The organism is Streptomyces sp. NPDC015125 (assembly GCF_043080045.1).
Classification (GTDB): Bacteria; Actinomycetota; Actinomycetes; order Streptomycetales; family Streptomycetaceae; genus Streptomyces.
The window spans coordinates 225229-251879 of the sequence record NZ_JBIBVF010000001.1; the positions used below are offsets into that span (position 1 = coordinate 225229).

At 71.9% G+C, this 26651-nt stretch carries 20 protein-coding genes; 8 read left to right on the forward strand and 12 right to left on the reverse strand.

What is annotated here, in order from left to right:
- Window positions 1-92: 92 nt before the first annotated feature.
- Window positions 93-3011 carry a putative bifunctional diguanylate cyclase/phosphodiesterase gene (locus ACF088_RS00975; protein WP_392373239.1) on the reverse strand — a complete coding sequence of 973 codons (2919 nt, stop codon included), beginning with the start codon at window positions 3009-3011 and terminating at the stop codon, window positions 93-95.
- A 301-nt stretch (window positions 3012-3312) separates the two neighbouring features.
- Complete coding sequence (locus ACF088_RS00980; RefSeq protein ID WP_392373240.1) at window positions 3313-4275, reverse strand: 2-hydroxyacid dehydrogenase; 963 nt, start codon at window positions 4273-4275, stop codon at window positions 3313-3315.
- An 88-nt stretch (window positions 4276-4363) separates the two neighbouring features.
- On the opposite strand from ACF088_RS00980, the gene ACF088_RS00985 reads away from it, so the two are divergent.
- From ACF088_RS00985 to ACF088_RS00995, 3 genes are all read left to right on the forward strand, one after another.
- Complete coding sequence (locus ACF088_RS00985) at window positions 4364-5404, forward strand: aldo/keto reductase (RefSeq protein WP_392373241.1); 1041 nt, start codon at window positions 4364-4366, stop codon at window positions 5402-5404.
- A gap of 220 nt (window positions 5405-5624) precedes the next feature.
- Window positions 5625-6794 (forward strand): PQQ-dependent sugar dehydrogenase, encoded by a 1170-nt coding sequence (locus ACF088_RS00990; RefSeq protein ID WP_392373243.1) that lies wholly within the window; start codon window positions 5625-5627, stop codon window positions 6792-6794.
- 86 nt (window positions 6795-6880) lie between these two features.
- Window positions 6881-7096 carry a DUF6191 domain-containing protein gene (locus ACF088_RS00995; protein WP_392373244.1) on the forward strand — a complete coding sequence of 72 codons (216 nt, stop codon included), beginning with the start codon at window positions 6881-6883 and terminating at the stop codon, window positions 7094-7096.
- A 59-nt stretch (window positions 7097-7155) separates the two neighbouring features.
- Here the strand turns inward: ACF088_RS00995 and ACF088_RS01000 are convergent, their stop codons facing one another.
- The 4 genes from ACF088_RS01000 to ACF088_RS01015 all read right to left on the reverse strand — a co-directional run bounded on the left by ACF088_RS01000 (window position 7156) and on the right by ACF088_RS01015 (window position 13896).
- The gene (locus tag ACF088_RS01000; RefSeq protein WP_392373954.1) at window positions 7156-10323 is read right to left on the reverse strand and encodes an AAA family ATPase; all 3168 of its coding nucleotides are present in this window, start codon (window positions 10321-10323) and stop codon (window positions 7156-7158) included.
- A 139-nt stretch (window positions 10324-10462) separates the two neighbouring features.
- Entirely contained in the window at window positions 10463-10660 is a 198-nt protein-coding gene (locus tag ACF088_RS01005; RefSeq protein ID WP_392373245.1) for a hypothetical protein, read from the reverse strand.
- Between the two features lie 205 nt (window positions 10661-10865).
- The gene (locus tag ACF088_RS01010; protein ID WP_392373246.1) at window positions 10866-11522 is read right to left on the reverse strand and encodes a hypothetical protein; all 657 of its coding nucleotides are present in this window, start codon (window positions 11520-11522) and stop codon (window positions 10866-10868) included.
- Between the two features lie 115 nt (window positions 11523-11637).
- Window positions 11638-13896 carry an MMPL family transporter gene (locus tag ACF088_RS01015; protein WP_392373247.1) on the reverse strand — a complete coding sequence of 753 codons (2259 nt, stop codon included), beginning with the start codon at window positions 13894-13896 and terminating at the stop codon, window positions 11638-11640.
- A gap of 527 nt (window positions 13897-14423) precedes the next feature.
- Between ACF088_RS01015 and ACF088_RS01020 the strand changes: the two genes are divergently transcribed.
- Complete coding sequence (locus ACF088_RS01020; RefSeq protein WP_392373248.1) at window positions 14424-15386, forward strand: DMT family transporter; 963 nt, start codon at window positions 14424-14426, stop codon at window positions 15384-15386.
- 328 nt (window positions 15387-15714) lie between these two features.
- Window positions 15715-17472, forward strand: a complete 1758-nt coding sequence (locus ACF088_RS01025) for a chitinase (RefSeq protein ID WP_392373249.1) — start codon at window positions 15715-15717, stop codon at window positions 17470-17472.
- Here ACF088_RS01025 and ACF088_RS01030 read toward each other — a convergent pair.
- Complete coding sequence (locus tag ACF088_RS01030) at window positions 17457-17981, reverse strand: ATP-binding protein (RefSeq protein ID WP_392373955.1); 525 nt, start codon at window positions 17979-17981, stop codon at window positions 17457-17459. The genes ACF088_RS01025 and ACF088_RS01030 overlap by 16 nt on opposite strands.
- A 124-nt stretch (window positions 17982-18105) precedes the next feature.
- On the opposite strand from ACF088_RS01030, the gene ACF088_RS01035 reads away from it, so the two are divergent.
- A complete protein-coding gene (locus tag ACF088_RS01035) occupies window positions 18106-18924 on the forward strand; it encodes a helix-turn-helix domain-containing protein (RefSeq protein ID WP_392373250.1) in 819 nt (272 codons plus the stop codon).
- On the forward strand, window positions 18921-19187 hold the full coding sequence (locus ACF088_RS01040) for a DUF397 domain-containing protein (RefSeq protein WP_392373251.1): 267 nt from the start codon (window positions 18921-18923) through the stop codon (window positions 19185-19187). Before ACF088_RS01035 ends, ACF088_RS01040 begins: the two co-directional genes overlap by 4 nt.
- Window positions 19188-19332: 145 nt before the next feature.
- Here the strand turns inward: ACF088_RS01040 and ACF088_RS01045 are convergent, their stop codons facing one another.
- The 4 genes from ACF088_RS01045 to ACF088_RS01060 form a co-directional block, all read right to left on the reverse strand.
- The gene (locus tag ACF088_RS01045; RefSeq protein WP_392373252.1) at window positions 19333-19581 is read right to left on the reverse strand and encodes a hypothetical protein; all 249 of its coding nucleotides are present in this window, start codon (window positions 19579-19581) and stop codon (window positions 19333-19335) included.
- Window positions 19582-19667: 86 nt separating this feature from the next.
- Window positions 19668-20414: a DUF4232 domain-containing protein gene (locus tag ACF088_RS01050; RefSeq protein ID WP_392373253.1), complete on the reverse strand. Its 747-nt coding sequence runs from the start codon at window positions 20412-20414 to the stop codon at window positions 19668-19670.
- 285 nt (window positions 20415-20699) lie between these two features.
- Window positions 20700-22361, reverse strand: coding sequence for an alpha/beta fold hydrolase (locus ACF088_RS01055; RefSeq protein WP_392373956.1), 1662 nt, complete (start codon window positions 22359-22361; stop codon window positions 20700-20702).
- Window positions 22362-22767: 406 nt separating this feature from the next.
- Window positions 22768-24453, reverse strand: a complete 1686-nt coding sequence (locus tag ACF088_RS01060) for a N,N-dimethylformamidase beta subunit family domain-containing protein (RefSeq protein WP_392373957.1) — start codon at window positions 24451-24453, stop codon at window positions 22768-22770.
- 265 nt (window positions 24454-24718) lie between these two features.
- Between ACF088_RS01060 and ACF088_RS01065 the strand changes: the two genes are divergently transcribed.
- A complete protein-coding gene (locus ACF088_RS01065) occupies window positions 24719-25570 on the forward strand; it encodes a hypothetical protein (RefSeq protein ID WP_392373254.1) in 852 nt (283 codons plus the stop codon).
- A 39-nt stretch (window positions 25571-25609) separates the two neighbouring features.
- Here the strand turns inward: ACF088_RS01065 and ACF088_RS01070 are convergent, their stop codons facing one another.
- Window positions 25610-26512: an LLM class F420-dependent oxidoreductase gene (locus ACF088_RS01070; RefSeq protein ID WP_392373255.1), complete on the reverse strand. Its 903-nt coding sequence runs from the start codon at window positions 26510-26512 to the stop codon at window positions 25610-25612.
- Window positions 26513-26651 lie beyond the last annotated feature (139 nt).

A 26651-nucleotide genomic window follows, 5' to 3' on the forward strand; every position in this document is an offset into this window, starting at 1 on the left:
TCGTCAGTGACCCGGCTTCAGCCGACGCGCTTTCCAAGTACGAGAATTCGGGTGCGCATGGCACAGACCCTCCCCCCGCCGTGCACCGAGTGTCAAGTGGGTGGGACGGAGGTCTCACTATTTGAGCGCAATGGCGGATGCATGAGCGAATCCGGACCCGCCAGTCCGCCGTGCCGGACGGGCAGCCCGCTGCCGCTGAGCACCACCGCCCGGCTCTGGCCCGGCAGGTCCGGCACCGGGTAGTGAGCGTGTGTCAGCGACCGCCGCAGCCGGTGTTCGTCGAGCGGCCCCGAGAAGGCCGTGCCCATGCCGTGCGTGCAGCCCATGGAGCGCAGCGCGAGGACCTGCTCGGGCAGGTCGACGCCGTCGGCGACGGACTGCATGCCCAGGTCTCCGGCGATCCGCAGCAGCCCTGCGGTGATCTTGTGCAGCCGGGCGGACTCCACCACTCCGTCGACCAGCCCGCGGTCCAGCCGCAGGACATCGACCGGAAGCCGGCGCAGCGCGCTGATCGCGGCATGTCCGCTGCCGAAGCCGTCGAGGGCGATCCGTACGCCGAGGCGGCGCAGCGCGACCAGCCGGCGCTCCAGGTCGTCGAGCGGGATGCGGGAATCACTCTCGGACAGTTCCAGGACCAGCGCACGCGGGGGCAGGGCGTGCCGGGTGAGCAGCGACTCGACGCCCTTCGGGGACAGCGCATGGTCCAGCAGCCGGCGGGCGGAGAGCCGGACCGCGACCGGGACCGGGTAGCCGGCGCGGTGGCGTGCCGCGGCCTGCTCCACGGCTGCCTCCAGCTGCCACCGGTCCAGCTCCGCGGTGCGCTCACCGTCGTCGGTGAACCGGCCGCGGTCGCCGACCCGCAGGAATTCGGCGGGGGTGAAGAGGATGCCCTGGGCGGAGCGCCAGCGGGCGTGGGCCGCGACCGCCGTGACCCGGCCGCCGGCCAGCTCCACCACCGGCTGGTGCAGCAGCGTGAACGCCCCGTCGTGCAGGGCCGTACGCAGCTTGGTGGCGAGCTCGGCACGGTGTGCCACCTCGCTCTGCATCTGGGGTGCGTACAGCTCCACCCGGCCCTTCCCTGCCTGCTTGGCGCGGTACATCGCCAGGTCGGCGTTGCGCAGCAGGCCCGCGGGGCTCACCCCGGGGTCGGCGAAGGCGACGCCGATGCTGGCCGCCACCCGGACATCCCGGCCGTCGATGCGGTAGGGCTCGGAGAGCTTGATGCGCAGCCGGTCGGCGATCTCGTGGATACGGAATTCGCGGGCGGCGCGGTCGCGGGTGCCGTCGCCGGTGATCAGCGCGGCGAACTCGTCGCCGCCCAGGCGCGCCGCTATGTCCCCGGAGCGCACCGAGTCACCGAGCCGACGGGCGGCCTGCACCAGCAGTTCGTCGCCGGCCTGATGGCCGATGGTGTCATTGACCTGCTTGAAGCCGTCGAGGTCGATGTAGAGCACGGCGGTGTCGTGGTCGCTGGCCCGGCGGCCGGTGACGGCCTGGGTGACGCGTTCGGTGAACAGTGCGCGGTTGGGCAGGTCGGTGAGCGCGTCGTGGGAGGCGTTGTGCTGGAGCTGGGCCTGCAACCGGACGCGTTCGGTGACATCGCGGGAGTTGAAGATCAGGCCGCCGTGATGGCGGTTGACCGTGGATTCGACGTTCAGCCAGCCGTCGCCGCCGGAGCGCTGTTCGCCGGCGCGGAAGCGGCATTCGATACGGGTGGTCGGTTCGTCCTCGGGGGCGGCGGCGAGGAATCTGCGGACCTCGTGCACCACCCGGCCCAGGTCTTCGGGGTGGATCAGCGAGGCCAGCTCGGAGCCGACCAGCTCCTCGGCGTCGCGGCCGTAGACCCCGGCGGCGGCCGGGCTCACATAGCGCAGCACACCGGTCGGCGCGGCGATCATGATGACGTCGCTGGAGCCCTGCACCAGGGAGCGGAAGTGGTTCTCCTTCTGCGCCAGCTCCTGGGTGAGGGTGATGTTGTCGAGCAGCATGATGCCCTGGCGGACGACCAGCGCCAGCACGACCGTGCAGCCGGTGAAGAGCACCACGCGGTCGATGCGGCGCCCGTCGAGGACGTTGGTGAGGATGCCGAGCGTGCAGACGGCGGCGGCGAGATACGGGGTCAGCGCGGCGAGCGAGCTCGCGATGGGGCGGCTGCCATGCGGCTGGACCCGGCGGGCGGCGGGCTTGACGTCCTCCTCGGGGCACTCCTCGCCCGCGCGGCGGGCGACCCAGGGTGCGTACGCGAGCAGCATCGAGCCGGCGAACCATCCGGCGTCCAGGATCTGGCCGGAGCGGTAGTGCTCGCGCAGCAGCGGCGAGCTGAACAGGGCGTCGCACAGCACCGTCAGCGCCAGCGCCGCGACGGCGGTGTTGATGGCCGAGCGGTGCACCGAGGAACGCCGGAAGTGCAGCGCGAGCACCATGCTCACCAGCACGATGTCCAGCAGCGGGTAGGCCAGCGACAGCGCGCTCTGCGCCACGCTGCGGCCCTGGAAGTGGGCGGTGTGGGCGAGCGCGAGGCTCCATGAGAGAGTGACCAGCGATCCTGCGATCAGCCAGGAGTCGAGGCCCAGGCAGACCCAGCCGGCCCTGGTCACCGGCCTCTTGGCGAGCACCAGCAGGCCGACGATGGCCGGTGGCGCGAACAGCAGGAAGCAGAAGTCGGCCAGGCAGGGGCTGGGGACCGTGGTGCCCTGGACGACCTCGTACCAGCCCCATACGCCGTTGCCGAGTCCGGCCATCCCGGACGAGGCGGCGAACAGCATCCATGCCGGGCGGAACCGGCTGCGGCGCTTGCGGGCGTACAGACCGCAGGAGACGGCCGCCAGGAACGCCGCGAAGCTGAGGCCGAAGTCCCCCATGAACGCGGCGACTTCGGGCGACCCCCAGCCGAAGGCGGCACCGACGGCATAGCCGCCGCAGAGCACGGCGAGGACGATCTGCGGCACCACGCCCGGCGGGTTGCCGGCCGGTGCCGGTGGCCGCGAGAGCATCGCCCCGGGGGCGCTCACCGGACTCTCCCCCTCGTCCGTACCGGGCGTCGCGAGCGGTGCGCCTGCGGACCTCGCAGTATTCCCGTGGGCGCTCGTGGATCGCGCTTTTCGCGAATCATCCATCGGCTGTACATCGCCCGTCGCCCCCCTCGAGTTCCGGATCTTTCGCATCGCGCCGCGTCCTTCCCGGCGTCGTCCCCGCTCGGACGATACACCAGTTCCGTCACTCAGGGACATAGCGTCTCTACGGAGCGTGACTGTCAGCGAATGACGAACACGCTGTGCATTCGCGCGGCCTCGTACTGCTACGCGCAAGCGTTCAGTCGGCGGTGGCGACCACGTTCCGCAGCGGCTCGCCGGCCGCGAAAAGCGTCAACTGGTCGCGCAGCAGCCGCTTCGCACGGGGCAGGAAGGCAGAGCTGGGGCCACCGACGTGCGGAGTGATGAGTACGCCCGGAGCGTGCCACAGCGGATGCCCGGGGGGCAGGGGTTCCGGATCGGTGACATCGAGTGCAGCGCGCAGCCGTCCGGATTCCAGTTCGGCAAGCAGCGCCTTGGTGTCGACGACCCCGCCGCGCGCGATGTTCACGAGCAGTGCGCCGTCCTTCATCCGCGCCAGGAAATCGGGTCCGACCAGGCCACGCGTCGCATCGGTGAGCGGAGTTGCCAGCACGACCACGTCCGCATCCGGCAGGAGGGCGGACAGATCGGAGAGTGGATGCACAGGACCGCGCACAGTGTCACGCGCGGTGCGCGCGACGCGCGTCACCCGCGCACATTCAAAGGGTGTGAGCCGGTCTTCGATGGCACTGCCGATCGAACCATAGCCCACAATGAGGACCGACTTGTCGGCGAGCGCCGGCCGGAAGCCGTGCCGCCACTCCCCCGCGTCCTGGCCCCGTACGAAGCCCGGGACATCGCGCAGTGCGGCCAGGATCAGGGTGAGTGCCAGCTCGGCGGTGCTGGCGTCGTGCAGCCCCTGCGCATTGCACAGTTGGGCTCCGGACGGCATCCACTCCAGCCCCGGGAGCATGTTCTCGACACCGGCGGTGAGGGTCTGCACCACCCTCACCCGGCTCATCCGGGACAGCGGGCGCAGGCTGATCTCCGTGTCCTTCATGTAGGGGACGGCGTAGAAGGCACACCGGGCCGGGTCGGCCGGGTAGTCGGGGCCGGCGTCCCAGTGGACGTAGCGGAGACCGCCGGGGAGGCCGTCGATCTCGTCGGGCGGGATCGGGAGCCATACGTCATGCGCTTCGGTGCGCTGGTCTGCGGTTGCCATGGCCGCAGGCTATGCGAAGAGACGTTCTGTTCAGACGTTAGTTTGGTCTGGCCCTTGATCGGGGGCGAGGGGACGGAGGCACAGCCAGGTGGAGCGCAGGACAATCGGTGCGGCGGCTCTCGACGTGGGCGCCATCGGGCTCGGCTGTATGCCGATGAGCTGGGGGTACACCGAGTCGCAACGCAGCTTGGACAGCTCGCTGCGGGCCGTGCACACCGCGCTGGACCGGGGGTGCAGCCTGCTGGACACCGCCGATATGTACGGCCCGTTCACCAACGAGCTGCTGGTGGGGCGGGTGCTCAAGGAGCGGCGGGCGGAGGCGTTCGTCTCGACGAAGTGCGGGCTGCTGGTGGGCGAGCAGCACATCGTCGCCAACGGGCGGCCCGGCTACGTCAAGCGCGCCTGCGATGCCTCGCTGCGGCGGCTGCAGACCGACCGTATCGATCTCTACCAGCTGCACCGCGCCGATCCCGAGGTGCCGGTCGAGGAGACCTGGGGGGCGATGGCGGAGTTGGTGGCGGCGGGAAAGGTGCGGTCGCTGGGGCTGTGCGCGGTGGGCGCGCGGGCGGTACGGCCGGCCCGCGCGGCCCGTGCGGAGCGGCGCCCGGTGGGCGGCAGGGCGCGCCCCCGCTCCCGGATGCACGACGGCACCCTGGCCCAACTGGAACGTATCCAGCAGGTGTTCCCCGTCAGCAGCGTGCAGGCCGAGCTGTCGGTGTGGTCGCCGGAGGCGCTGGAGGCGCTGCTGCCGTGGTGTGAGTCGCGGGGGGTCGGTTTCCTCGCGGCGATGCCGCTGGGGAACGGCTATCTGACCGGCACCCTCACCCCGGGGCAGGGCTTCGAAAGGGAGGACATACGGGCCCGCCACCCACGCTTCACCGCGGAGATGATGGCCGCGAACCAGCCGGTGGTGGCGGGGCTGCGGCGGGTGGGCGCCCGGTACGGCGCCACACCGGGGCAGGTGGCGCTGGCGTGGGTGCTGGCGCAGGGCCGGCATGTCGTGCCGGTGCCGGGCACGAAGAAGGAACGCTGGGCCGCACAGAACGCCAAGGCCGCACAGCTGACGCTGACCCGCGAGGACCTGGCGGAGATCGCCGCACTGCCGCCGGCGCGCGGGTCCTGGTACTGACGGGTCCTGGTACTGACGGGTCCTGGTACCGAGCGGGACGTCCCTGAGGCCGGGAGAGCGGCGCAGCGCCGGGGCCCCGCGTGTCCCGCTCGCGGCACGGCCGCCCCGGCCGGATCATGGCAGGTGGGAGTGGTGTGGGAACGGACAAGGCGCGGCGCGGCGAGGCCGCGATGTGGTGTTCTGGTCCCCTCCACGTCCTGCCGACGAGAGGAACCCTGCCGTGCAACGCCGTTTCCGGACCACCGTGTTGGCCGCCGCTTCGCTTCTCCTGGCAGCGGGCTGTTCGTCCGGCGGCGCGCAGCCCTGGGGCGGGGGAAACGCCACTCCGGCGGAGAACCGTGGCGGAGCCGCCTCGCCGAGCGCTTCGTCGACCGCAGCGCCCGCCAAGGGCTCGGTGCAGGTGACCGGCACCCTGGCCACCGGGCTGAAGTCACCGTGGGGCGTGGCGGTGCTGCCGGGCGGGGATCTGCTGGTCTCCTCACGTGACACCGGGAAGATCTTCCGGGTCGCGGCGCACGGCGGGAAGATCACCGAGCTGGGATCGGTGCCGGGGGTGGAGCCCGGGGGTGAGGGCGGGCTGCTGGGGATCGCGGTGTCGTCGACGTTCGGTGCGGACCACCAGGTGTACGCGTACTTCACCACCGCGTCCGACAACCGCATCGCCCGCATGATCTACGACGAGAAGCGCCCCCGGGGCAATCAGCTGGGCGCGCCCGACACGATCTTCAAGGGCATCCCCAAGGGCCAGATCCACAACGGCGGCCGGATCGCGTTCGGCCCGGACAAGATGCTCTACGCCGGCACCGGTGAGACCGGCGACACCGGGCTGGCGCAGGACAAGAAGTCCCTGGGCGGCAAGATCCTCCGGATGACGCCGGACGGCCGGCCGGCGCACGGCAACCCCGAAGCGGATTCGGTGGTGTACGACTACGGCCACCGCAATGTGCAGGGCCTGGCCTGGGACGACGACAAGCGCCTGTGGGCCTCGGAGTTCGGGCAGAACACCTGGGACGAGCTCAATCTGATCGAGCCGGGCAAGAACTACGGCTGGCCCGAGGTCGAGGGCAAGGCCAAGGGCAGGAACGCGGGCTCCGGATTCACGGACCCCGTCGAGGTGTGGAAGACCGCGGACGCCTCGCCCAGCGGTATCGCCTACGCCAAGGGCTCGATCTGGATGGCCTCCCTGCGCGGCGAACGGCTGTGGCGGATCCCGCTGAACGGGACGAAGCCGGTGGCGGCTCCGCAGGCCTTTTTGCAGGGCACCTACGGGCGCCTGCGGACCGTCGTGGCGGCCGACGACGGGGCGTTGTGGCTGGTCACCAGCAACACGGACGGGCGGGGCACACCGCACAAGGGCGATGACCGGATTCTCCGCCTCAAGGTGAGCTGATCCAGCTGATCCCTTTTTCGGTTGACCTGCCTACACTCGGGGCCAGGGGGACGGGTGCATGTCGACCGATGAGGGGGCAGGGCACCATGTTCAACATCGCGGAAGAACTGTTCGCACCGGGGCGCAAGCACACCGACGAAGAGCGGCAGAAGATGTCGCTCGTCGTCGATGACGTGGGTGACGGCGACCCCGGCAAGGGCCCGATCGATCTCTGCTCGGGGACCGTCGTCGTCAGGACACCCCGGCAGGGGCAGGGGCAGGGGCAGGGCGAAGGCTGCGGCCGGGAACGGCCCCAGGCGTAGTGCCCGTGCGGTCCCGGCCCGGGTGGTGACGGTGACCCGCCCCGGGCCGGCCGGACCGGTCAGGGGGCCAGGACGGTTCCCTGACCGGGTGTCGGCTCCCCGAACAGGCGCAGCCGATGCGCCATCGCGCCCGCCTCGCCGCGGCCGGAGACGCCCAGCTTGGCGAGGATGTTGGAGACATGGACGCTGGCGGTCTTCGGGGAGATGAACAGGGTGTCGGCTATCTGGCGGTTGCTGCGCCCGTCGGCGACCAGGCGCAGCACATCGCGTTCGCGCGGGGTCAGGCCGAGGGATTCGGCGGGGACGGCGCCGGCGGGGGCAGGGTCCGCGGCCACTGCGGGGCCGGCACCGGACGCCGGCTCCGTCGCGGCCGCCGGCTGCAGACCGGGCAGCGGGACGCGGGCCCGCTGGGCGAGGAGTTCGAGTTCCCCGGCGAGCGGGCGGGCGCCCATCGCCGCGGCGGCGGTGTGTGCCTGGGTGAGCAGGAGTACGGCGGCCTCGCGCGGGGTACGGCCGTGCAGTCCGAGGGTGGCCCGTTCGCTGCCGTGGAGGAGGGATTCCGCCCAGCGGTAGCAGGCCCGGGCGAGCTCGTACGGGCGCTCCAGGGGATCGAAGGCGGCGACCACCTCGGCCCAGGAGTCGGGGGTTTCGCGGCCTTCGGCGCGGCGGAGTTCGGCGTCGAGCGCGAGGCCGTGGGCCGCCCAGACCGGGCAGAGCCGGGGCAGCTTCTTCGCGGCCTCCCGGATGCGGGCGAGGACCGCGGCCCGGCCCGGCCCGGCGGCGGGAAGTCCGCGGGCGTCCGCTTCGGCGGTGGTGGCCGACCAGAGCAACGGCCAGGCGTAGCGCTGGGTGCCGGGCGGGAAGCCGGCGTCCAGGGCCTGCTGGAGAATGCTGCGGGCATCGAGGATGCGGCCCTGGTGGGCGGCGATCCGCAGGGCGTGCCGCGCCATGACGAGGACATTCTGCGGCTGCGGGTCGTGGGTGCCGTAGTGCTCCTGGGCGACGGCCAGTTCGCGTGCGGCGCCGGCGAAGTCTCCCTCGTTCAGCGCGAGGTCGATATGGCGGCTGGCGGCCAGCGCAATGGTCCGGGGGTTCTGGGCGAGGCGGCGGGCGTCGGCGGCGGCCCGGCCCGCTTCCTCCCAGCGGCCCAGCGACTGCAGGGATTCGGCGCGGTTGCCCAGTACCCAGCTGGTGCTGTCCTTGAGGCCGTAGCGGGTGGTGAGTTCGATGCCCTGCTCGGTGACCTCGACGGCTTCGCCAGAGCGGCCGACGCCTTCCAGGGCGGACGGGAAGTTGATATGGCCGCGGGCGATGACGGCGAAGTAGCCGCGGTCGACGGCCAGGCCGAGGCTGGTACGGAAGTCGTCGAGGCCCGCGTCGACGTCCCCGGAGTCGACCCGCAGCCCCGCCAGGGTCAGCCGGGAATTGAGTTCTGCCTCTTCGTCGCCCACCAACTGGGCCAGTTCCACGGCGCGTTCGGCCGTCGCGAAGGTGCCGGGACCCGGGTCGTGCAGGATCGCCCAGCTGGCGACGGCGGCGAGCACCTCGGCGTGCACGGAGGACGGCGGCAGGCCGCGCATCAGCTCCTGTGCGGCGCCCAGGTCCTCCCAGCCGTTGCCGCGGCCGGTGCCCTGGCAGAGCCGGGAGCGCTGCACCAGGAACCAGGCCGTACGGAGGGGGTCCCCCCGGCTCGAACCGTGTGGAGAGCTTGGGGGAGGGTCGCCCTCGCTGCGCAGTTGCCGCAGGGCGCGCTTGACGATCGTGAAGGCGCGTTCGTTGTCGCCGGAGAGCCGGGCGGCCACCGCGATCTCGGCGAGCAGGTCGAGGAAGCTCAGCGCATCGCCGTCATGGCAGCCGCAGGCCGGATACGCCTCGGCGTAGTCGACCGGTCGCACCCCTTGGCGGACCTCGGTCGGCGCGTCGTCCCACAGTTCCAGGGCGCGCTCCAGCAGCCGTAGTTGTTCGGCGTAGGCATGGCGGCGGCGGGCCTGGACGGAGGCGGCGAGGACGGCGGGCAGCGCCTTGGCGGCGTCGTGGGACTTGTACCAGTAGCTGGCCAGCCGGGCGGCGCAGACGTCGGCGCGGACCAGCGAGGGGGTGGCTTCCAGGGCCTCGGCGTAACGGCGGTTGAGGCGGGTGCGCTCGCCGGGTAGCAGATCGTCCACGACGGCCTCGCGGACGAGGGCGTGCCGGAAGCGGTAGCCCGTGCCGTCCCGGGTGGGCACCAGGGTGTTGCTGCCGACGGCGGACCGCAGCGCCTCGATGAGGTCGTCCTCGGGCATCCGGCAGACAGCGGAGAGGAGTTCGTGTTCGACCGTGGAGCCGCCCTCGGCGGCCGTGCGCACCACCCGCTGGGCGTCCTCGGGGAGCGCCTCGACGCGCACCAGCAGCAGATCGCGCAGGGGGTCGCTGAGGCCGTGCAGGGCGCCGTCGGCGAGGCTGCGGGCCAGTTCCTCGACGAAGAAGGCGTTGCCCTCGGAGCGCTTGAAGACCCGGTCGACGGTGTCCTCTTCGGGGTCGCTGCCGTGGATCCCGGCGATCTGGGAGCGGACCTCCTCGCGGTTGAAGCGGGCCAGTTCGACGCGGCGGACCGTGCGCATCCGGTCGATCTCGGCGAGGAAGGGGCGCAGGGGGTGGCGGCGGTGGATGTCGTCCGAGCGGTACGTCGCCACCAGGAGGACGCCTGCGTCGTGCAGGGAGCGCAGGAGGTAGGCGAGCAGCTCGCGGGTGGAGCGGTCGGCCCAGTGGAGGTCCTCGACGACGATGACGAGGGTGCGGTGGGCGGCGAGCCGCTCCAGGAGGCGGGCGGTCAGCTCGAAGAGGCGGGCGCGGCCGATCTCCTCGTCGTGCGCCTCGCCGGGTGTCTCCCCCAATTCGGGCAGGATGCGGGAGAGTTCGCCCTCCTGGCCGGCGACGGCGGCGGCCAGCTCGTCGCGCAGATGCCAGTTGAGGGTGTGCAGGATCGAGGAGAACGGCGCGAAGGGCAGGCCTTCGGAGCCGATCTCGATGCAGCCGCCGAGCGCGACGAGCGCACCGGCGGCGCGGGCCGACTCGCAGAACTCCTCGATGAGACGGGTCTTGCCGACCCCGGCCTCACCGCCGATCAGCAGGGCCTGGGGATCGCCGGACGCCGTGATGCGGGCGAGCGCGTCCCCCAACGCGGCGAGTTCGGCCGCACGGCCGACGAACACGGGACTGACGGACCTGGTCTCCACGCCGGTGAGCATCGCACAGCCGTCTGACATTCCGGCAGGGGGCTTCGGTACGCGAAACGCCCGGCCCGGTGCGGAAGGCACCTGGGGCCGGGCGGACGGCTGCGGGCCGGGCGGCAGGGCCGGCACCGGGGGCGTCATGTGAGCGTCGCGGTCAGGCGGCGGCGCGGCGGATCCGCAGCCACCTGCCCCGGGTCCTCACCCGCCCTCCGGGTTCGTCCGTCCCGGAACGGGCGGCGCCACGGCGCCCGTTCCGCGGGGCCTCGGTCGCCTCGCGCACCAGGCGCTGCCGGTCGGCCTCGCGGCGCAGCTCTTCGTGACGGATCCGGATCTCCAGCTCGGAGCGGTACATGGTGGGTCTCCCTGACGGCGGTGAGGTGGTCACTCGACGGCTTGTCGATGTGCTCAAGCCTCGTCGCCAAGGGGGGTCCGCCACATCGGGAGAGTTCCCGATCTTCGGCCCCGGGCGGTGCTCAGAAACCCACGATGCCGCCCGGGGGTTCCTTAGGCACCGCCCGCGGCACCCGTACGGTGCTTAGAAAGCGGCCCGGACGTGCTTACGGAGCCGGGGGTCCGGCGCCGCCCGCGGGGGCCTTGGGAACGGTCGGCATGTTCCCGAACAGGTCGAGGTACATGCCCGCGGAGATCAGGATCCCCAGCACGCCGAGCGCCAGCCCGCCCCAGGCGACGGCCCGCACCCAGGTGGGGCGCTGCCTGGTGGTCACCACCACCACGCCGGCAATCACGGCAAGCAGCGCGAAGAAGCCGTTGACCAGGGCGTTGGTGTGCCAGGAGGCGCCGTAGACGGCGGAGATCTGGTCGGCGGCCTGGGCCTTGCCCGACTGGACCTTGATCTGGCCCATCAGGTTCGCGCGCTCGGCCAGCGTGGTGCCGAGCCAGGTGCCGGTGACGGACGCGAGGCCCAGCCCCGCGGCGACGACGGCACCGGCGCCGGCGGCGATCCCGGTGGTGGACCCGGCGGTGTGCGGGACGCGGTCGGGGTCCTCGACGCCGTCGTCCGCTTCGAGGTCACCGGCCTCGTCCTGCGCGGCGAGGGCGGCGTTGTCGTCGGCCTGCTCATCGGCCTTGGCGGCGGCCTTCCCGGCCGCCTCCGCCTCGGTGGTCTCCGGGATCGCAGCAGTCTCCTTGGCCCCCTGCGCCGGCACGGTCTTCTCGTCGTCGGTTCGGTTCTCGGTCGTCCTGGTCGTTCCCATGGGCGCGACCGTAGGTGCCGCATCTGAGAGTGAGATGAGAACGGCGGCGGCCGGCGGGCGGCAGACGGCGACACGCCGTCCGCGGGGCCCCGCGAGTGCCCGTCCGGCGCCGGTCCTACACCCCCACCAGCGGTTTCTCCCCGCCCTGTGGCCCGGGCAGCCCCGCCGCCGCGCCCGGTTCCGGCGGCGGCTCGATGCTGATCCGGGGCAGCCACCGGTCGAGCCAGGACGGCAGCCACCAGTTGGCGCCGCCCAGCAGGTGCATCAGGGCGGGCACCAGCAGCGTACGGAGCACAAAGGCGTCCAGGGCGACGGCGCAGGCCAGGCCGATGCCGAACATCGCGATGGTCCGGTCCCCGCTGAGGATGAAGGCCGCGAACACCGCGATCATGATGACCGCCGCCGAGTTGATCACCCGGCTGGTCTCGGCGAGGCCGACCCGTACCGCCCGGCAGTTGTTCCCTGTCAGCTGCCACTCCTCGTACATCCGGGAGACCAGGAACACCTGGTAGTCCATGGACAGGCCGAAGAGCACGGAGACCATGATGACCGGCAGGAACGGCTCGATCGGGCCGGCGCTGCCCAGCCCCAGCAGCTCGCTGCCCCAGCCCCATTGGAAGACCGCGACGACGATCCCGAAGGACGAGGCGACGGCCGCGAGATTCATCAGCGCGGCCTTGAGCGGGATGCCGATGCTGCGGAAGGCGAGCAGCAGCAGGGCCGAGCCGAGCGCGATGACCACGCCGATGAAGAGCGGCAGCTTGCCGACGATGACGGAGGCGAAGTCGTCGTAGCTCGCGGTGATGCCGCCGACCTGCACCCGCAGCGTGCCGGCGCCCCCGGCCGCGGGCAGTACCTCGGTACGCAGGTGTTCCACCAGGTCGGAGGTCTGCCGGGACTGCGGTGAGGTGGTGGGGACGACGGTGATCACGCCGGTGCTGTGGCTGCCGTCGAACTCGGGAGCACTGACCCGGTCGATACCGGGCGTGTCCCGCAGCCGCTGCGGCAGCTTGTCGAAGGCGACCCGGTCCTTGGCGCCGTCCAGGGTGCCGACGAGGGTCAGCGGCCCGTTGAATCCGGGCCCGAAGCCGCTCCCGCGGGCGTCGCCGGGCCCGCCGCCCGCCAGCAGGTCGTAGGCCTTGCGGGTGGTCGAGGTGGCCGGGTTGTTGCCCTGGTCGGAGGTGCCCAGATGCAGTCCGAGCGTCGGCAGGGCGAGGACGGTCATGACGGCCGCCGCGGCCATCCCCAGCAGCTTGGGGTGCCGCTCGACGAACCCGGACCAGCGGGCCGCGATACCGGCGGGCCGCTCGGGCCGGGGCCCCTGCTCGGCCAGCCGCCGTCGCTCGCGGCGGCCGAGCGCCCGCATCCCGATCAGTCCGAGCAGCGCGGGCAGCAGGGTGACGGACGCGGCCACCGTCAGGACGACGGTGAGCGAGGCGGCCAGGGCGACCCCGTTGAGGAAGCTCAGCCGCAGGATCAGCATGCCCAGCAGCGCGATACAGACGGTGGCCCCGGCGAAGACGACCGCGCGCCCGGACACCGAGACGGCGCGGACGGCGGCCTCGCCGACCGGCAGGCCCGCGCGCAGGCCCTTGCGGTGCCGGGTGACGATGAACAGCGCGTAGTCGATCCCGACGCCGAGGCCGATCAGCATGCCGAGCATCGGGGCGAAGTCGGCGACGGTCATCGCATGGCTGAGCAGGGTGATGGCGGCCGAGGCGGTGCCGACGGCGGCCAGCGCGGTGACGATCGGCAGGAAGGTCGCGGCGAGCGACCCGAAGGCGAGGAAGAGCACCACGGCCGCGGCGCCGAGCCCGATGATTTCCGCGAGCTGGGCGCGCGGCGCCTCGGTCAGTGCGATCCCCCCGCCGCCCAGCTCGACCTGGAGGCCGTTGCCGGACGCGGTCTGCGCGGTGTCGACGACCTTGCGGACCTGGGCGGGGTCCAGGTCGTCGGTGGCGCGGTCGAAGAGCACGGAGGCGTAGGCGGTGTGCCCGTCCTTGCTGATCTGCTGCGCGTCCTGGCCACCGGCCGGGCGCGCGCCCGGCCCGCCGTAGGGGCCGTGCACCTCGGCGACGCCGGGCAGGTCGGCGATCTTCTCCAGGGTGTGCGTCATCGTCGTGCGGACCGCGGTGGACCGCACCGTGGTGGACTCCGTGTGCCACACGAGGGTGTCGCTGTCCCCGGACTGCCCGGGGAAGGTCCGGTCGAGCAGGGCCGAGGCCCGTCCGGATTCGGTGCCGGGCACCTCGTAGTTGTTCGAGTACGCGGACCCCGTCACCGCCGCGGCGGCCGCGACCCCCGCGAAGACGGCCAGCCAGAGCACGATCACCACGATGCGGCGCCTGAGACACCACCGAGCCAGAGCGGTCACGGACCTCGTCTGCTTCCCGGGGTTGTGCGTCGATATCTCCCGGGAGCGGGTGGTGCCGAGCGCGGATGTACGGGGGCGGGCGAGCCCGCCGCGAGCCCGTGAGGGAGCCCGTGAGGGAGCGGCGGACCCCCTTCTTCCGTGCAGGGTGTCAGCCCGGGGAGATCCTTTGAGGTGTTTGTGGACTTCCCCACAAAGAGCCGGAAATGGGGAACTCGCATCGGGGAGAGAGAACTCGTGCCGTGGGCGCGGGAGCGCCTGCCGGAGCAGCGGTGGCGCAACCCGGGATCTTCGGCGGACGCACGGTGCCCGGCCCGGGGACGTACCACCGCGCTGACCGGAAGCGGACGTGGCCGGTTCCGGCGCGCGACTGCTGTTCCCAGCGGGCACACCGCCCTGGGAAGATCATGTCGACCTCCCCCGCCGGACGGCCGCACTCGCCGGACGGCCGCACTGGCCGAACGGCCGCACTCACCGAACGGCCGCATTGGCCGAACGGCCGCACTCGTCGCACAAGGACCCCCACCACCATGACCGCCCTGACTTCCGGCACCACCCGCCCCGGCAACCGACCCCTCTGGCTCATCGATGTGCCGGTCGTCCTGGTGGCCGTCGTCTGGGGTTCCAGCTACCTGGCCGCCAAGGAGCTGGCCACCACGACCACCGTCATCGCCCTGCTCCTGCTGCGGTTCGTGGTGGCCGCGCCGGTGATGGCAGTGGTCGCGGGCCGCGGGATCACCCGGCTGAGCGCCCGGGAGATCGGCGCGGGCGCGGTCCTCGGCATGCTCCTGTCCGGCGTCCTGGTGCTGGAGACGTTCGGGGTGGTGCACACCTCGGCGACCAACGCGGGCCTCATCATCAGCCTGACCATGGTCTTCACCCCGCTCGCGGAGGCCGTGGCGACCCGCACCCGCCCCACCGGGGCGTTCATCGGCGCAGCGGCACTGTCCGTGACCGGTGTGGCCCTGCTGACCCAGGGGTCGGGGTTCACCACCCCGTCGTCCGGCGATCTCCTGATGCTGCTCGCGGCCGTCGCCCGCACCGTGCACGTGATGGCCATGAGCCGTATGAAGTCGGTCCGTTCGACCGACTCGGCGGCGCTGACGGTGGTTCAGTTCAGCGGCGCCATCGCGGTCTTCGCGCTCGCCTCGCCCTTCGCCCCCGTCTCACCGGTGGCTGTCGCGGCCGCCTACTCCCCCCAGCAGTGGGCCGCACTCCTCTACCTGGCGCTGATGTGCACGCTCTTCGCCTTCTTCGTCCAGATGTGGGCGGTACGCCGCACCTCGCCGTCCCGCGTGAGCCTGCTGCTGGGCACCGAGCCGCTCTGGGCGGCCGTGATCGGCGTCGCCGCCGGCGGGGACCGGCCCGGCCTGCTCGGCGCGGCCGGGGCGGTCCTCGTCCTCGTCGGTACGACCTGGGGCCGGCAGGCCGCAGTGGCGGAGGTCGCCACGGAGGATCGGCCCACGACGCCACAGCCGGCGGGGGTGGCCTAGGCGTGCGGGAGAAGCCCTGGTCCAGCCTGACTGACCGCCCCGGGGGCGGGTGGCGGGTGACGGGTGGCGGGTGGCGGGTGGCGGGTGGCGGGTGGCGAACCAGAGGATGAGGTCGTGCACGGTCCGGTTGATGCTGGTCTCGGTGGTGACCTCGCGTTCGGGGCGTGAGGTGTCGCGTCGGACGATCTCCGTGCCCGGCACGCGCAAGTCCCCGTTGCGCCGGACCCCTTGACCGCCCTATTGGTCTGAACCATTCTGTGCCCAGTAGCGGTAGCCACCGTCTTGCTGCAGTTCTCCCCGTGTTCCCCCCTCGGCACTGGAGACAGCCATGCCTCGCACCGCACGCACCCGCCCCACCCGCCACAGACGCCTCCTCGCCGCGGCACTGACGGCCCTCGCCGCCACAGCGGCCACCCTCTCCGGCCCCACCCCTGCCGCGTCGGCCGCGTCGGCAACCGCGGCCACTGCGGCCACTGCGGCCACTGCGGCCGATGTCAACGCCGCCAGGAACGCCGGCTACGAGTCCGGCCTGAGCAACTGGACCTGTTCGGCAGGCAGCGGCAGCACCGTCGACTCCCCCGTCCACGGCGGCACCGGCGCCCTCAAGGCCACCCCCACCGCCTCCGACAACGCCACCTGCGCCCAGACCGTCGCCGTCCGGCCCGGCTCGACCTACCGGCTCGGCGCATACGTCCAGGGCTCCTACGTCTACCTGGGCGCCTCCGGCACCGGCACCACGGACGTCTCCACCTGGACCCCGTCCGCCACCGGCTGGCAGCAGCTCAGCACCTCCTTCACCACGGGCCCCACCACGACATCCGTCACGGTCTACACCCATGGCTGGTACGGCCAACCCGCCTACGTCGCCGACGACTTCAGTGTGCTCGGACCCGACGGTGGGGGCGGCGCCGACCCCGGACCGGAGGCCCCGGCCACCCCCGGCGGCCTCACGGCCAACGCGGTGACCCCGTCCTCCGTGACCCTGGCCTGGAACCAGGCCTCCGGCGCCACCGGCTACACCGTCTACCGCGACGGCACCAAGTACCGGACGGTGAGCGGCACTTCGGCAACGGTCTCGGGCCTGACACCCGCCACCGCCTACCGCTTCCAGGTCACGGCCACCAACGCGGCCGGCGAATCGGCCCGTTCGGCGGAGATCACGGCCACCACCGCCCCCTCCGGAAGCGGCGGCACCCCCACGGTCCGCAAGCACGCGGTCACCGGCTACTGGCAGAACTTCAACAACGGCGCCACCGTCCAGAAGCTCGGTGATGTGCCCGGCCAGTACGACATCATCGCCGTCGCCTTCGCCGACGCCACCACCACGCCCGGCGCCGTCACCTTCAGCCTCGACTCGGCCGGCCTGGGCGGCTACACCGTCGACCAGTTCAAGGCCGACATCAAGGCCAAGCAGGCGGCCGGCACCTCGGTGATCCTCTCCGTCGGCGGCGAGAAGGGCACCGTCTCCGTCAACGACACCGCCTCGGCGGCCAACTTCGCCGCCAGCCTCTACGCCCTCATGCAGCAGTACGGCTTCGACGGCGTCGACATCGACCTCGAAAACGGCCTCGACCCGACCTATATGAGCCAGGCGCTGCGCTCGCTGTCCCAGAAGGCGGGCGGCAAGCTCGTCCTCACCATGGCTCCCCAGACCCTCGACATGCAGTCCACCTCGGGTGGCTACTTCCGGACCGCACTGAACGTCAAGGACATCCTCACCGTCGTCAACACGCAGTACTACAACAGCGGTTCCATGCTCGGCTGCGACGGCAAGGTCTACTCCCAGGGCACCGTCGACTTCCTCACCGCACTGGCCTGCATCCAGCTCGAAGGCGGCCTCGACCCCTCCCAGGTGGGCCTGGGCCTGCCCGCCTCCACCCGTGCCGCGGGCGGCGGCCATGTCGCCCCGTCCGTCATCAACGCCGCCCTGGACTGCCTCGCCCAGGGCACCGCCTGCGGCTCCTTCAAACCGCCCAGGACCTACCCCGGCATCCGGGGCGCCATGACCTGGTCGACCAACTGGGACGCGGCGAGCGGCAACGCCTGGTCGAACGCGGTGGGCCCGCACGTTCACGGCTTGCCATAGCCCGTTCCACAGTTCCGACCGCTGTTCCGACCGCAGTTCGGACCGCACTTCCGACCGCACTTCTCGCCGTAGTTCTCGCCGTAGTTCTCGCCGTAGTTCTTGCCGTAGCAGCGGAACTCGCACCACACGATCTTCCCCGGCACGCGCTCGTCGACGCCCCACCCGTCGGCGAGCGCGGACACCAGCAGCAACCCCCGCCCGGACTCGCCCTCGTCACCGTCGTACGGCAGCGGCACGGGCAGCCGCGGCTCCCCGGCGCCGCTGTCGTGCACCTCAACGCGCAGTAGCCCGCCCTCGTCCAGCGACAGGCACAACCGGTACCCACGGCCGGGCGGAACGCCGTGCAGCACGGCATTGGTGGCCAGTTCGCTCACACACAGCAGGACGTCGTCCGCGAGGTGGTCCAGGTCCCAGTCGGCGAGGGCGGTACGGGCGAACCGCCGTGCCCGCGGGACCGATCGGCGCTCACGCCGGTAAAACGCGGTGCGGGCGCAGAGTTGTTCCTGCATCTCCTTTTGCATGGCGCCACTGTCACACTGCGTGACTATGCTGGACCACAGCGTCAGGTCGTACGGATTCGTTGTACGACATCCGGCGGTGTCACGCCGTCGCGGGGAGGGGAAGGCAGAGCGCATGCACCCGGCGAACAAACCGAAGAGGATCACTTCCTGGCATGTGATCGGCGCCCAGCTGAGTCACTTCCGGAAGGCCGCCCGCATCACCCAGCCCGAGCTGGCCGAGCAGGTGGGACTGCACGAGGACACGATCGGCTCGATCGAGCAGGGCCGCAGACCGCTGAAGATCGACCTGGCCGAGACGCTGGACGAAATCCTCGGCACCAAGGGGGCGTTAGCGGTCGCGGTGGCAAAGGTGCCGGAGCGGGAGAAGCTGCCCGCGTTCGTCCAGGACCTGGTGGAACACGAGGAGGAGGCACTGACCCTGCTCTCCTACCAGAACCAGGTGGTGCCCGGCCTGTTGCAGACCAAGGCGTATGCGACCGAGGTGTTCTCGTGTCTGTACCCACCGGTTCATGAGGAGACAGCTGATGAATGGGTCTCGGCACGGCTCGACCGGCAACAGGTACTCCAGCGGACTCCGCCACCGATGATGAACTTCATCCTGGAGGAAGTGATCCTGCATCGTCCTCTAGGGGGCCCGGACGTCTTACGCCAGCAGATCCAACACCTGCGAAGGTGCGCCGAACTACCCTTCCTCGGGCTGCAAATCATGCCGACCCGGCGCGCCCATGCTGGACTTGCCGGGCCGATGATTCTGCTGGAAACGCCGGAACATGAGCACCTCACCTACATCGAAGCGCAGAGGGTGAGCTTCCTTGTCGACGACGCCGACGAAGTCAGTGTGTATCAACAGAAATATGGGATGCTGCGTTCACAGGCCCTCACCCCCGAGGAGAGCATGGGTCTGCTGGATGAACTGCTAGGAGAGTCATGACCAGCGCAGCAGCTCCGCACACCGCCGACGACGATCTCACCTGGTTCAAGTCCAGCTACAGCGGTAGCGCGGGCGGCGACTGCATCGAAGTCGCCTACGCCTGGCACAAGTCCAGCTACAGCAGCGACGAGGGCGGCGACTGCGTAGAGGTCGCCTCCTGCCCCCACGCCATCCACGTCCGCGACTCCAAGAACCCGGGCGGCCCGGTCCTCACCCTGGGCGCCACCGCCTGGGCCGCGTTCCTCGCCGACGTCACCGACTGAGCCGGAAAGCGGCCGGGGGTGGCCCGGCGCCTGGGGCGCGGGGCCGTGCAGCGGAACGTCCGCTACCCCCGGTGCGGCACACCGGGGGCAGCGGACCTTCTCGGCTCAACGTCAGCGGGACGAGTCCCCGCCGAGCGGAGACCGGTCAGCGGTAGAAGATAGGCATGATGGCCTTGCTGTCGTCGCACCACACCTCGTGGTACCCGTTCGCCTGGGCATTCGGGAGTTCCGACGCCTCGCACTCCCCCTTCGAGGGGTACCGCTCGGCACCGGCCTCGGTCCAGCCACTGCCGGGGGGCGGGGCGGCGGAGGCGGCAGTGGCGGTCAGTGGAATGGCGACCACTGCGGCACCGACCGCGAGACCGGCACCGATTCGAGTACGCCACGACTTCATAGTGATCTCCTTGTTCGTCCTTGACGCTCTGAGCTGGTCGGGCTCAGAACAGTTGTGGGCTCAAGTCCAGGGCAGCACCGAGGTGATCAGCCGATGGGGTTGACGAAGGTGGCCGGGTGGGTGGCGCCCCGCTGGTCGACGAGCGTGCCCCAGGGCCATTCCACGGTCAGCGAGGTCGTCTCGTTGGGCGGGGTGACGTCCGCATAGGCGGGCTGGTAGAAGCCCTTGTCTTCCTTGGTCATGGCGAGGTTGATCGTGAAGTCGGTGCTGTCCCCGGGCTGCAGGGTGATCGAGCTGAACTTCTTCGACGAGCGGGCCAGCGACCAGCGCTCGCCGCCGTTCTCGGACTTGAGGTCCACGCCCGGGAAGCCGCCGATCTTGCAGGTGCTGCTGCCCTTGTTGGTCAGCACGATGCTGGTGGTCGTCGAGCCGCCCGCGTTCGGGTCCGGGGTCGCATCGCCGCCCGTGGCGAATGACGCCTTGAGGCCGGAGGTGTGGCAGCGCTGGACGCCGCCCGCGCCCGCCCCGCCACCGCCCGTGGAGTGCGCGCCGCCCGACTGCTTGCCCTCAGCACCCGCCTTGGCGCCCGCCTTGGCATCGACCTTGGCATCGGGGGCCGCCTGGGCATCGGAACCCTGCGCTCCGGCGGAGGAGTCCGCGCCACTGGGGTCGGCGGCGGCCGCTCCCCCGTCCGTGCGGCCCGCGGGCTTCGCCCCGTTGACGTCCGAGCCGGAGCAGGCGGTCAGCGTGAGGCCGGCGGCTGCGGTCAGGGCCGCGACGGCAATGCGCAGGCTGCGGCGACGAACGGTGCGGGCAGTGGTGCTGGAGCTCATCTCGGGTCCCCCGGGGCAGTCGGTGTCGTTGTTTCCTCGGTACGTCACCCACTCTGGTCTGGGCCACTACCGTGAAGCTGCCACTTCGCTAACGTCCGGCTAACACGGGCGCGAGGAGGGGAAGGACGCCGAGGAGAGCCCGAAGAGCCGTGCCGCAGCCGCTGGTTGGGAGCCCTGCAGCCGCTTGCCGGAACCAGAGGGCATCCGGCAGGTCAAGGTCAAGGTGAACGTCATGGCCACAGGCGTCCCGCCCCCCCCCCCCCGCGACCGGAACGGTCAGGACGCTCAGAAGTCACGCGACCCGTCGGACACGTCCTGGTCGGCCCGCTTGACGCAGGTCTGGTCGCTCTTCGGCAGCTTGCCGGTGGCCAGGTACTGGTTGACCTTGCCGTCCACGCAGGCGTTGCCGTATTCGCCGTAGAGCGCGTGCCGGTTGGCGCCCTTGAGGGTGATCAGCTGGGAGCTCGGCAGCAGGCCGTGCAGAGCGAGACTGCTCTTGTACGTGACGCGCGGGTCGCCGGTGGCGGCCACGATCAGCGCCGGGGCGTCGTGGCGCACCTGGGTGGGCTTCTCGCGCGGCCGGTCCCAGAAGGCGCACGGTCCGATGTTGTTGGTCAGCGGGCCGAACAGCGCATGCGCGGTGCGGCTGCGCTCGATGTCCCGCCAGTAGCGCTCGGGGTCTCGCGGGGCCGGCTTGTCCCCGCAGATGATCGCGGACTGCGCCCCGGCGGACTTCGCATCCTCGCCGTTCAGCATGCTCCGCAGCGCTGCGGCGAACTGCGGAGACAGCCGGGTCGACCGCCCGCCCGCGGCCTTGGCCAGTACGGACAGCTGCTCGGCGAGGGCGGCCCGCTGCGGGTCGGTGTCGTCCGCGATCGCGCCGGTGATCAGGGACGGCACCTGGGTGTCGTCGAGGCGGAAGACCTCGGGTGCGGTGCCGACCGTCAGGCCGCGCGCGGACGCCGCGACAACGCTGTGGACCGTGGCGAGCACTTCGGCACGGGTGCGGCCGAGGCCGTAGGTGGCGTTGCGGCGCGCCGACCAGGCGGCCCAGTCGGAGAGCGCCCGCTCGTTCTCGGGCTCGGCGCCCTGCAACAGCCGGGGGCCGTAGTCGTCCGGGGCGAGTGCCCCGTCGAGCACCGTCCGGTCGAAGCGGCCGGGGAACAACTGGGTGTACACCGTGCCCAAGTAGGTTCCGTAGGAGTAGCCCAGGTAGGAGATTTTCCGCTCGCCGAGCGCACCGCGGATGACGTCCATGTCGCGAGCCGTATTGCGGGTGGTGATGTGCGGCAGCACCGACGCGTTGGCGGCCCGGCACGTGTCGGCCAGGTCCTTCTGGAAGGTGACCTGCCGCTCGAAGCTCGCGCGGCTGAGACCGGCCGAGAGGATGCTGGTGCCGACGGACCAGCCGCAGTCCAGCGGAGAGCTGCGTCCGACGAAGCGCGGGTCGAAGCCGATGATGTCGTAGCGCGGGCCGACCGCTTTCATCGCCTTGCGGACGTCCGGCGGGGACTCAAGGGCGGTGCCGCCCGGGCCGCCGCTGTTGAGGAGCATCGAGCCGATGCGGTGGCGGGTGTCGGTGGCCTTGAGCCGGGATATCGCGACGGTGATCGTTCGGCCCCGGGGGTCGGCGTAGTCCAGCGGCACGGTCACGTCCGCGCACTGCACGCCGGCCTTCTCCAGGTCATGACCCATCGTGTCGTCGGGGCCCTTGATGCAGCTGCCCCAGGTGAGGCGCTGCCGGTAGTAGCGGTCGAGCCCGGCCCGGGTGCCGGGCTCGGTGCCGGATCCGGCGGTTGTCGCGGCCCGGTCGCGGTCCCGGTCCGCGGCGGGGGGCGCGGTGGCCGCGGACACGGCGGGGGAAGCGGTGAGGCAGGCGGCGAGGGCGAGGCCCGCTGCCGAGGCGCGGCGCAGGGCGTGGTGCCGCTTCTTGTCCGGGTGCGGCATCTCCAGCGCGGCCGCGATCGGTTCGCGGGGCTCGACGTGGCGGAACCGCCACTCGCCCGAGGGCCTCTTGCCGGAGGCGGCAGCCGACGCGGTCGCACGTCGCTCCGGCCGGCGCACACCAAAGGGAGGTTTCTTCGCTTTGTTCGGTACATATCTCACACCGTCAGACGCTAGAAGCGCGGCCGCCGGTACTCACTGCGACTGTCCCCCCAATCTCGGTGGGGGCAACTCCAGCGACGCACCCGGAGGCGGGGAACACCCAGAGGCGGGGGACACCCCTCCAGCAGAGCGGGGAACACCCTCCAGCAGATCGGCCCACGCCCGAGCCCGGCCGTCGGACGGACGGGGGGGGACGGCCCTGAGTCCCGTCCCAAGTCCCGTCCCAAGTCCCGTCCTAGGTCCCGCCCTAAGTCCCGTACACAGCAGGGACGTTGTTCCGAGGGGCCGGCCGGGTCTTCGCCGCGGGTGCCACGGCAAAGGCGCGGAGCAGATTCTCGGTGGTGCGGGTGACGAAGGCCCGCGTCCGGTCGTCCATGCCGTGGTCGCGGCCGCCGTCGCGCGTGGCGGCCATCAGGGCCTCGACCCACCGCATCGTTCCGGAGGAGAAGACTCCGGCGCCGCTCGGCACGGTGTAGTAGGCGGAGTCCGCGTGGCTGCGCCGGCCGTTGCAGACCAGCGGCGAGTGGGCGAGGATCTCCAGCCGCTCCGGTGTGGGCGCCTGTGGGGTCACCCGGTCGTACTCCACCCCGACCAGGTGGTCGAAGGCCTCGCCCCGCTTCGCGCCCGTCCCCGCGAAGAGCCAGTGGTCCGCACTGTGCACGACATAGGGCGCATCCGTCGGGTAGCCCTCGTAGAAGACGCCGGTCAGGGCGGACTCCGGGTCGGCGGCGGGCGGTTGGCGGAAGTCGTGGGTCGGCAGGGCCCGGTGCGGACCGGCGAAGTGCGGATCGTCCCGGTAGGAGGTCTTGTAGCAGACCACGGTGCGCAGGGCACCGGACGGTCCCGGTTCCAGCCTGACCCGGCGGAAACAGGCATTGGCCCCGAGGAATGCCAGGTTGGTGCCGGCGTCTCGGGCCCGGGTGACGTGCTCCCGCTGCTGCGGGGTCCAGTACTCGTCGTGGCCGGGCGAGAGCGCCGCCGTGGCGCCCCGCAGCACCGAGGGGTCGCGGTGGACGTCCACCCCGGTGGTGTAGGCCAGCGGAAGGCCGAGCCGTTCCGCGAGGACCACCAGTGCCCGCTCGTAGACCAGGAACTTCCCGGCGCCGTTGGTGTCGTAGGGCCGGTCGAAGCTGACGGCCAGCGAGCGCGTGCCGTACGCACCGTCCGCGCCCCGGTAGAGGCTGTAGCCACCCCACGCGTTGTACGCCTGCCAGGTCGCCACCGCGTGCATCAGCACCGTCCGTCCGGCGGTGCGGGCCGAGCGGACGACCATCGGGACGTATCGCTGGTGCCCGTGCTCCGCGTCCAGCCGGAGCAGATAGGCGCCCGGCGGCCAACCGCCGGTGCGCACACGGAGGGTGGGCTCCCAGTCCGCCCGTACGCTGCGGGTCCCGGGCAGCAGCCCCGGGTGGCGCTGGCGCCGTCCGGGGACCCGCTCCGAATGCCAGACCAGCCGGGCCTGGGCCCCGCGGTACCAGCCCACCCGGTAGGCCGCGACACGGAAGCCGGGTGCGGTGGTCGAGACGTACAGCCCGAACTCCTCGCCGGGCAGGACGCTCACCTTGTCGGTGTAACCCTGGACCGCGTCGGGCGGACCGGTCGAGCGGATCCGCCAGTCGGGGCTTCCCGTCCGGTCCCGCTCCGCGGCGAGGTCCGGCTGGTCGCCGGCGCCTGGGCTTGTGCCGGACGTGGAGTCACAGCCGGCGGTCGCCCCCACGGCGAGACCGGCGACCCCCACGGCGGCGGCCCCGAGGAACCGCCTGCGGTCCAGGCCGCCGGGGCCACCCGGGCCACCTGGCCTCCCCGGTCCAGGAGGGCCGCCCGAGCCGACCGAGCCGCCCGCACCACCGCGTCCCTCGCTGCGGCCCCCGGCCCCTCCCTCAGGCCGATCGCCTCCTTCGGGCCGATCGCCGTGCTCTGGGTCCTCGCCCATCCCGCCGCTCCCGTACGCACCCTTCCGCCGAGCTGTCAGGACGATCATCCGCCGCTCCGCGCCACCGGACGACCCCAGCGGGCCCGAAAGCGGGTACGGCGGCCCCGGCACCACGGACCCGAGGGCGGTCGCGGCGCACCCCACCCGATCGTCTACAGTCATGTAGACGAAAGCTGGGCGCCGCTCACCGGGCACGCGTGGGCGGCTGAACGATGCCCGGGAGCGAGCAGGTGGGGACACGGCGCACCGCGCCGGGAGGGCGGACATGACGATGGCACAGTCGAGCGGCGAGGCGCCGGCACGACCGGTGGACGAATGGCGGTCCCCCGCCCCCGTGCCCGACGCCGGACACGGGCCGGGCTGGAGCAAGGTGCCGCAGGTCACGGCCCTGTTCTGGGGGGTGAAGGTGCTCACCACCGGCATGGGAGAGACGGCCTCGGACTACCTCGGCCGGACGCTCGGGCCGATACCGGCCGGCAGCCTGGGGCTCGTCGGGCTGGCGGCCCTGCTCGTCCTCCAGTTCCGGACCACCCGCTACCGGCCCTGGGTCTACTGGTCCGCCATCGTCATGGTCAGCGTCTTCGGCACCATGGCCGCCGATGTCGTGCACGTCGTGGCCGGCATCCCCTACACGGTCTCGGTCCTCGCCTTCTCGGCCGGCCTGGCCGCACTCCTGACGGCCTGGTACGTATCCGAGGGAACGCTGTCCATCCACAGCATCCGCACCCGCCGCCGCGAGACGTTCTACTGGGCGACCGTGCTCGCCACCTTCGCCCTCGGCACCGCGGTCGGCGACCTCACCGCAGGCACCCTGCACTGGGGCTATCTGCCCTCGGGCATCCTGTTCACCGTCCTCATCGCGGTGCCGGCACTGTCCGGACGCTTCCTCGGACTCAACGCCGTCGCCGCCTTCTGGTGGGCGTACGTACTGACCCGCCCGCTCGGGGCCTCCTTCGCCGACTGGATGGGCGTCACCAGCGCTCGCGGCGGCCTCGGCTGGGGGACGGGACCGGTCACGCTGACACTCATCGTGCCGATCGTGCTGCTCGTGGCCTACCTGGCGATCAGCCACAAGGACACCCCGAGCACGCAGCCGACCACGGGTGCCGCCGCCTGAGGGGGAGACAGCCCCCACTCACCGCGCGCCACCGCGGCCTCAGGATTCGATCAACACCGGCGCCAGTTCCCGCAGTTGCTCGATTCCCAGGCCGCGGTCCGCCGCCAGGGGCTGCAGGGAAACATGGTCCGCTCCGGCCTCGTGATGCTCGGCGACCCGCCGTCGGACGGCGTCCACGTTCCCCCACGCCACGATCGCGTCCACCAGCCGGTCGCTGCCGCCGCCGGCGAAGTCCTCGTCCCCGAAGCCGAGGCGGCGCAGATTGCCGGTGTAGTTCGGCAGTTGCAGATAGAAACGCGTGTGGTGCTCACGGGCCAGCGAGCGGGCCGTCGCGGGGTCGGTCTCCAGCAGCACGGCCTGTTCCGGCGCGAGCAGCGGACCGGCGCCGAGGATCTCGCGGGCGCGGGCGGTGTGTTCGGGGGTGACGAAGTACGGGTGGGCGCCGGCCGTCCGGTCCCGCGCCAGCTCCAGCATCTTCGGGCCGAGCGCCGCCAGCACCCGGGCCGGCGCCGGATCGGCCGTCGGGCCCTCGTACGGGGCCTCGTCCATCGCGTCGAGATAGGCCCGCATCGCCGCGAGCGGCTTGGCGTAGCTGTGGCCGCGCGCATCCACCAGCGGGGCGTGGCTCGCCCCCAGGCCCAGCACGAAGCGTCCGTCGTACGCTTCGGCCAGGGTCTGGGCGGCGGCGTGCGCGGCGGACGCATCCCTGACCCAGATGTTGGCGATACCGGTGGCGACCGTGATCCGCTCGGTGGCGGCCAGCAGCAGACCGGCCAGGCTCACCGACTCGGTGGCCGGCGTCTCGCCGAACCACAGGGCGCCGTACCCCAGTTGCTCGATCTCGGCCGCCGCCCGGCGCGCGACGGCGGCCGGCACCCCGCCGAGCCCGCCGTGCCAGACGCCGACCCGGCCGATCCTCGCGGCGAGAGATTCTTGCTGCACGGTTCCTCCACCTGACCGAAGGGTGATGCCCCGTCCTCGCCCTCGTCCTCGCCCTCGTCCTCGGACGCCGGAGGGGCCTCTCCTCGATCACAGCATGGCGGCAGTCTCCGGCATTCCCCGGCCGGGCGGGCCAATCGGG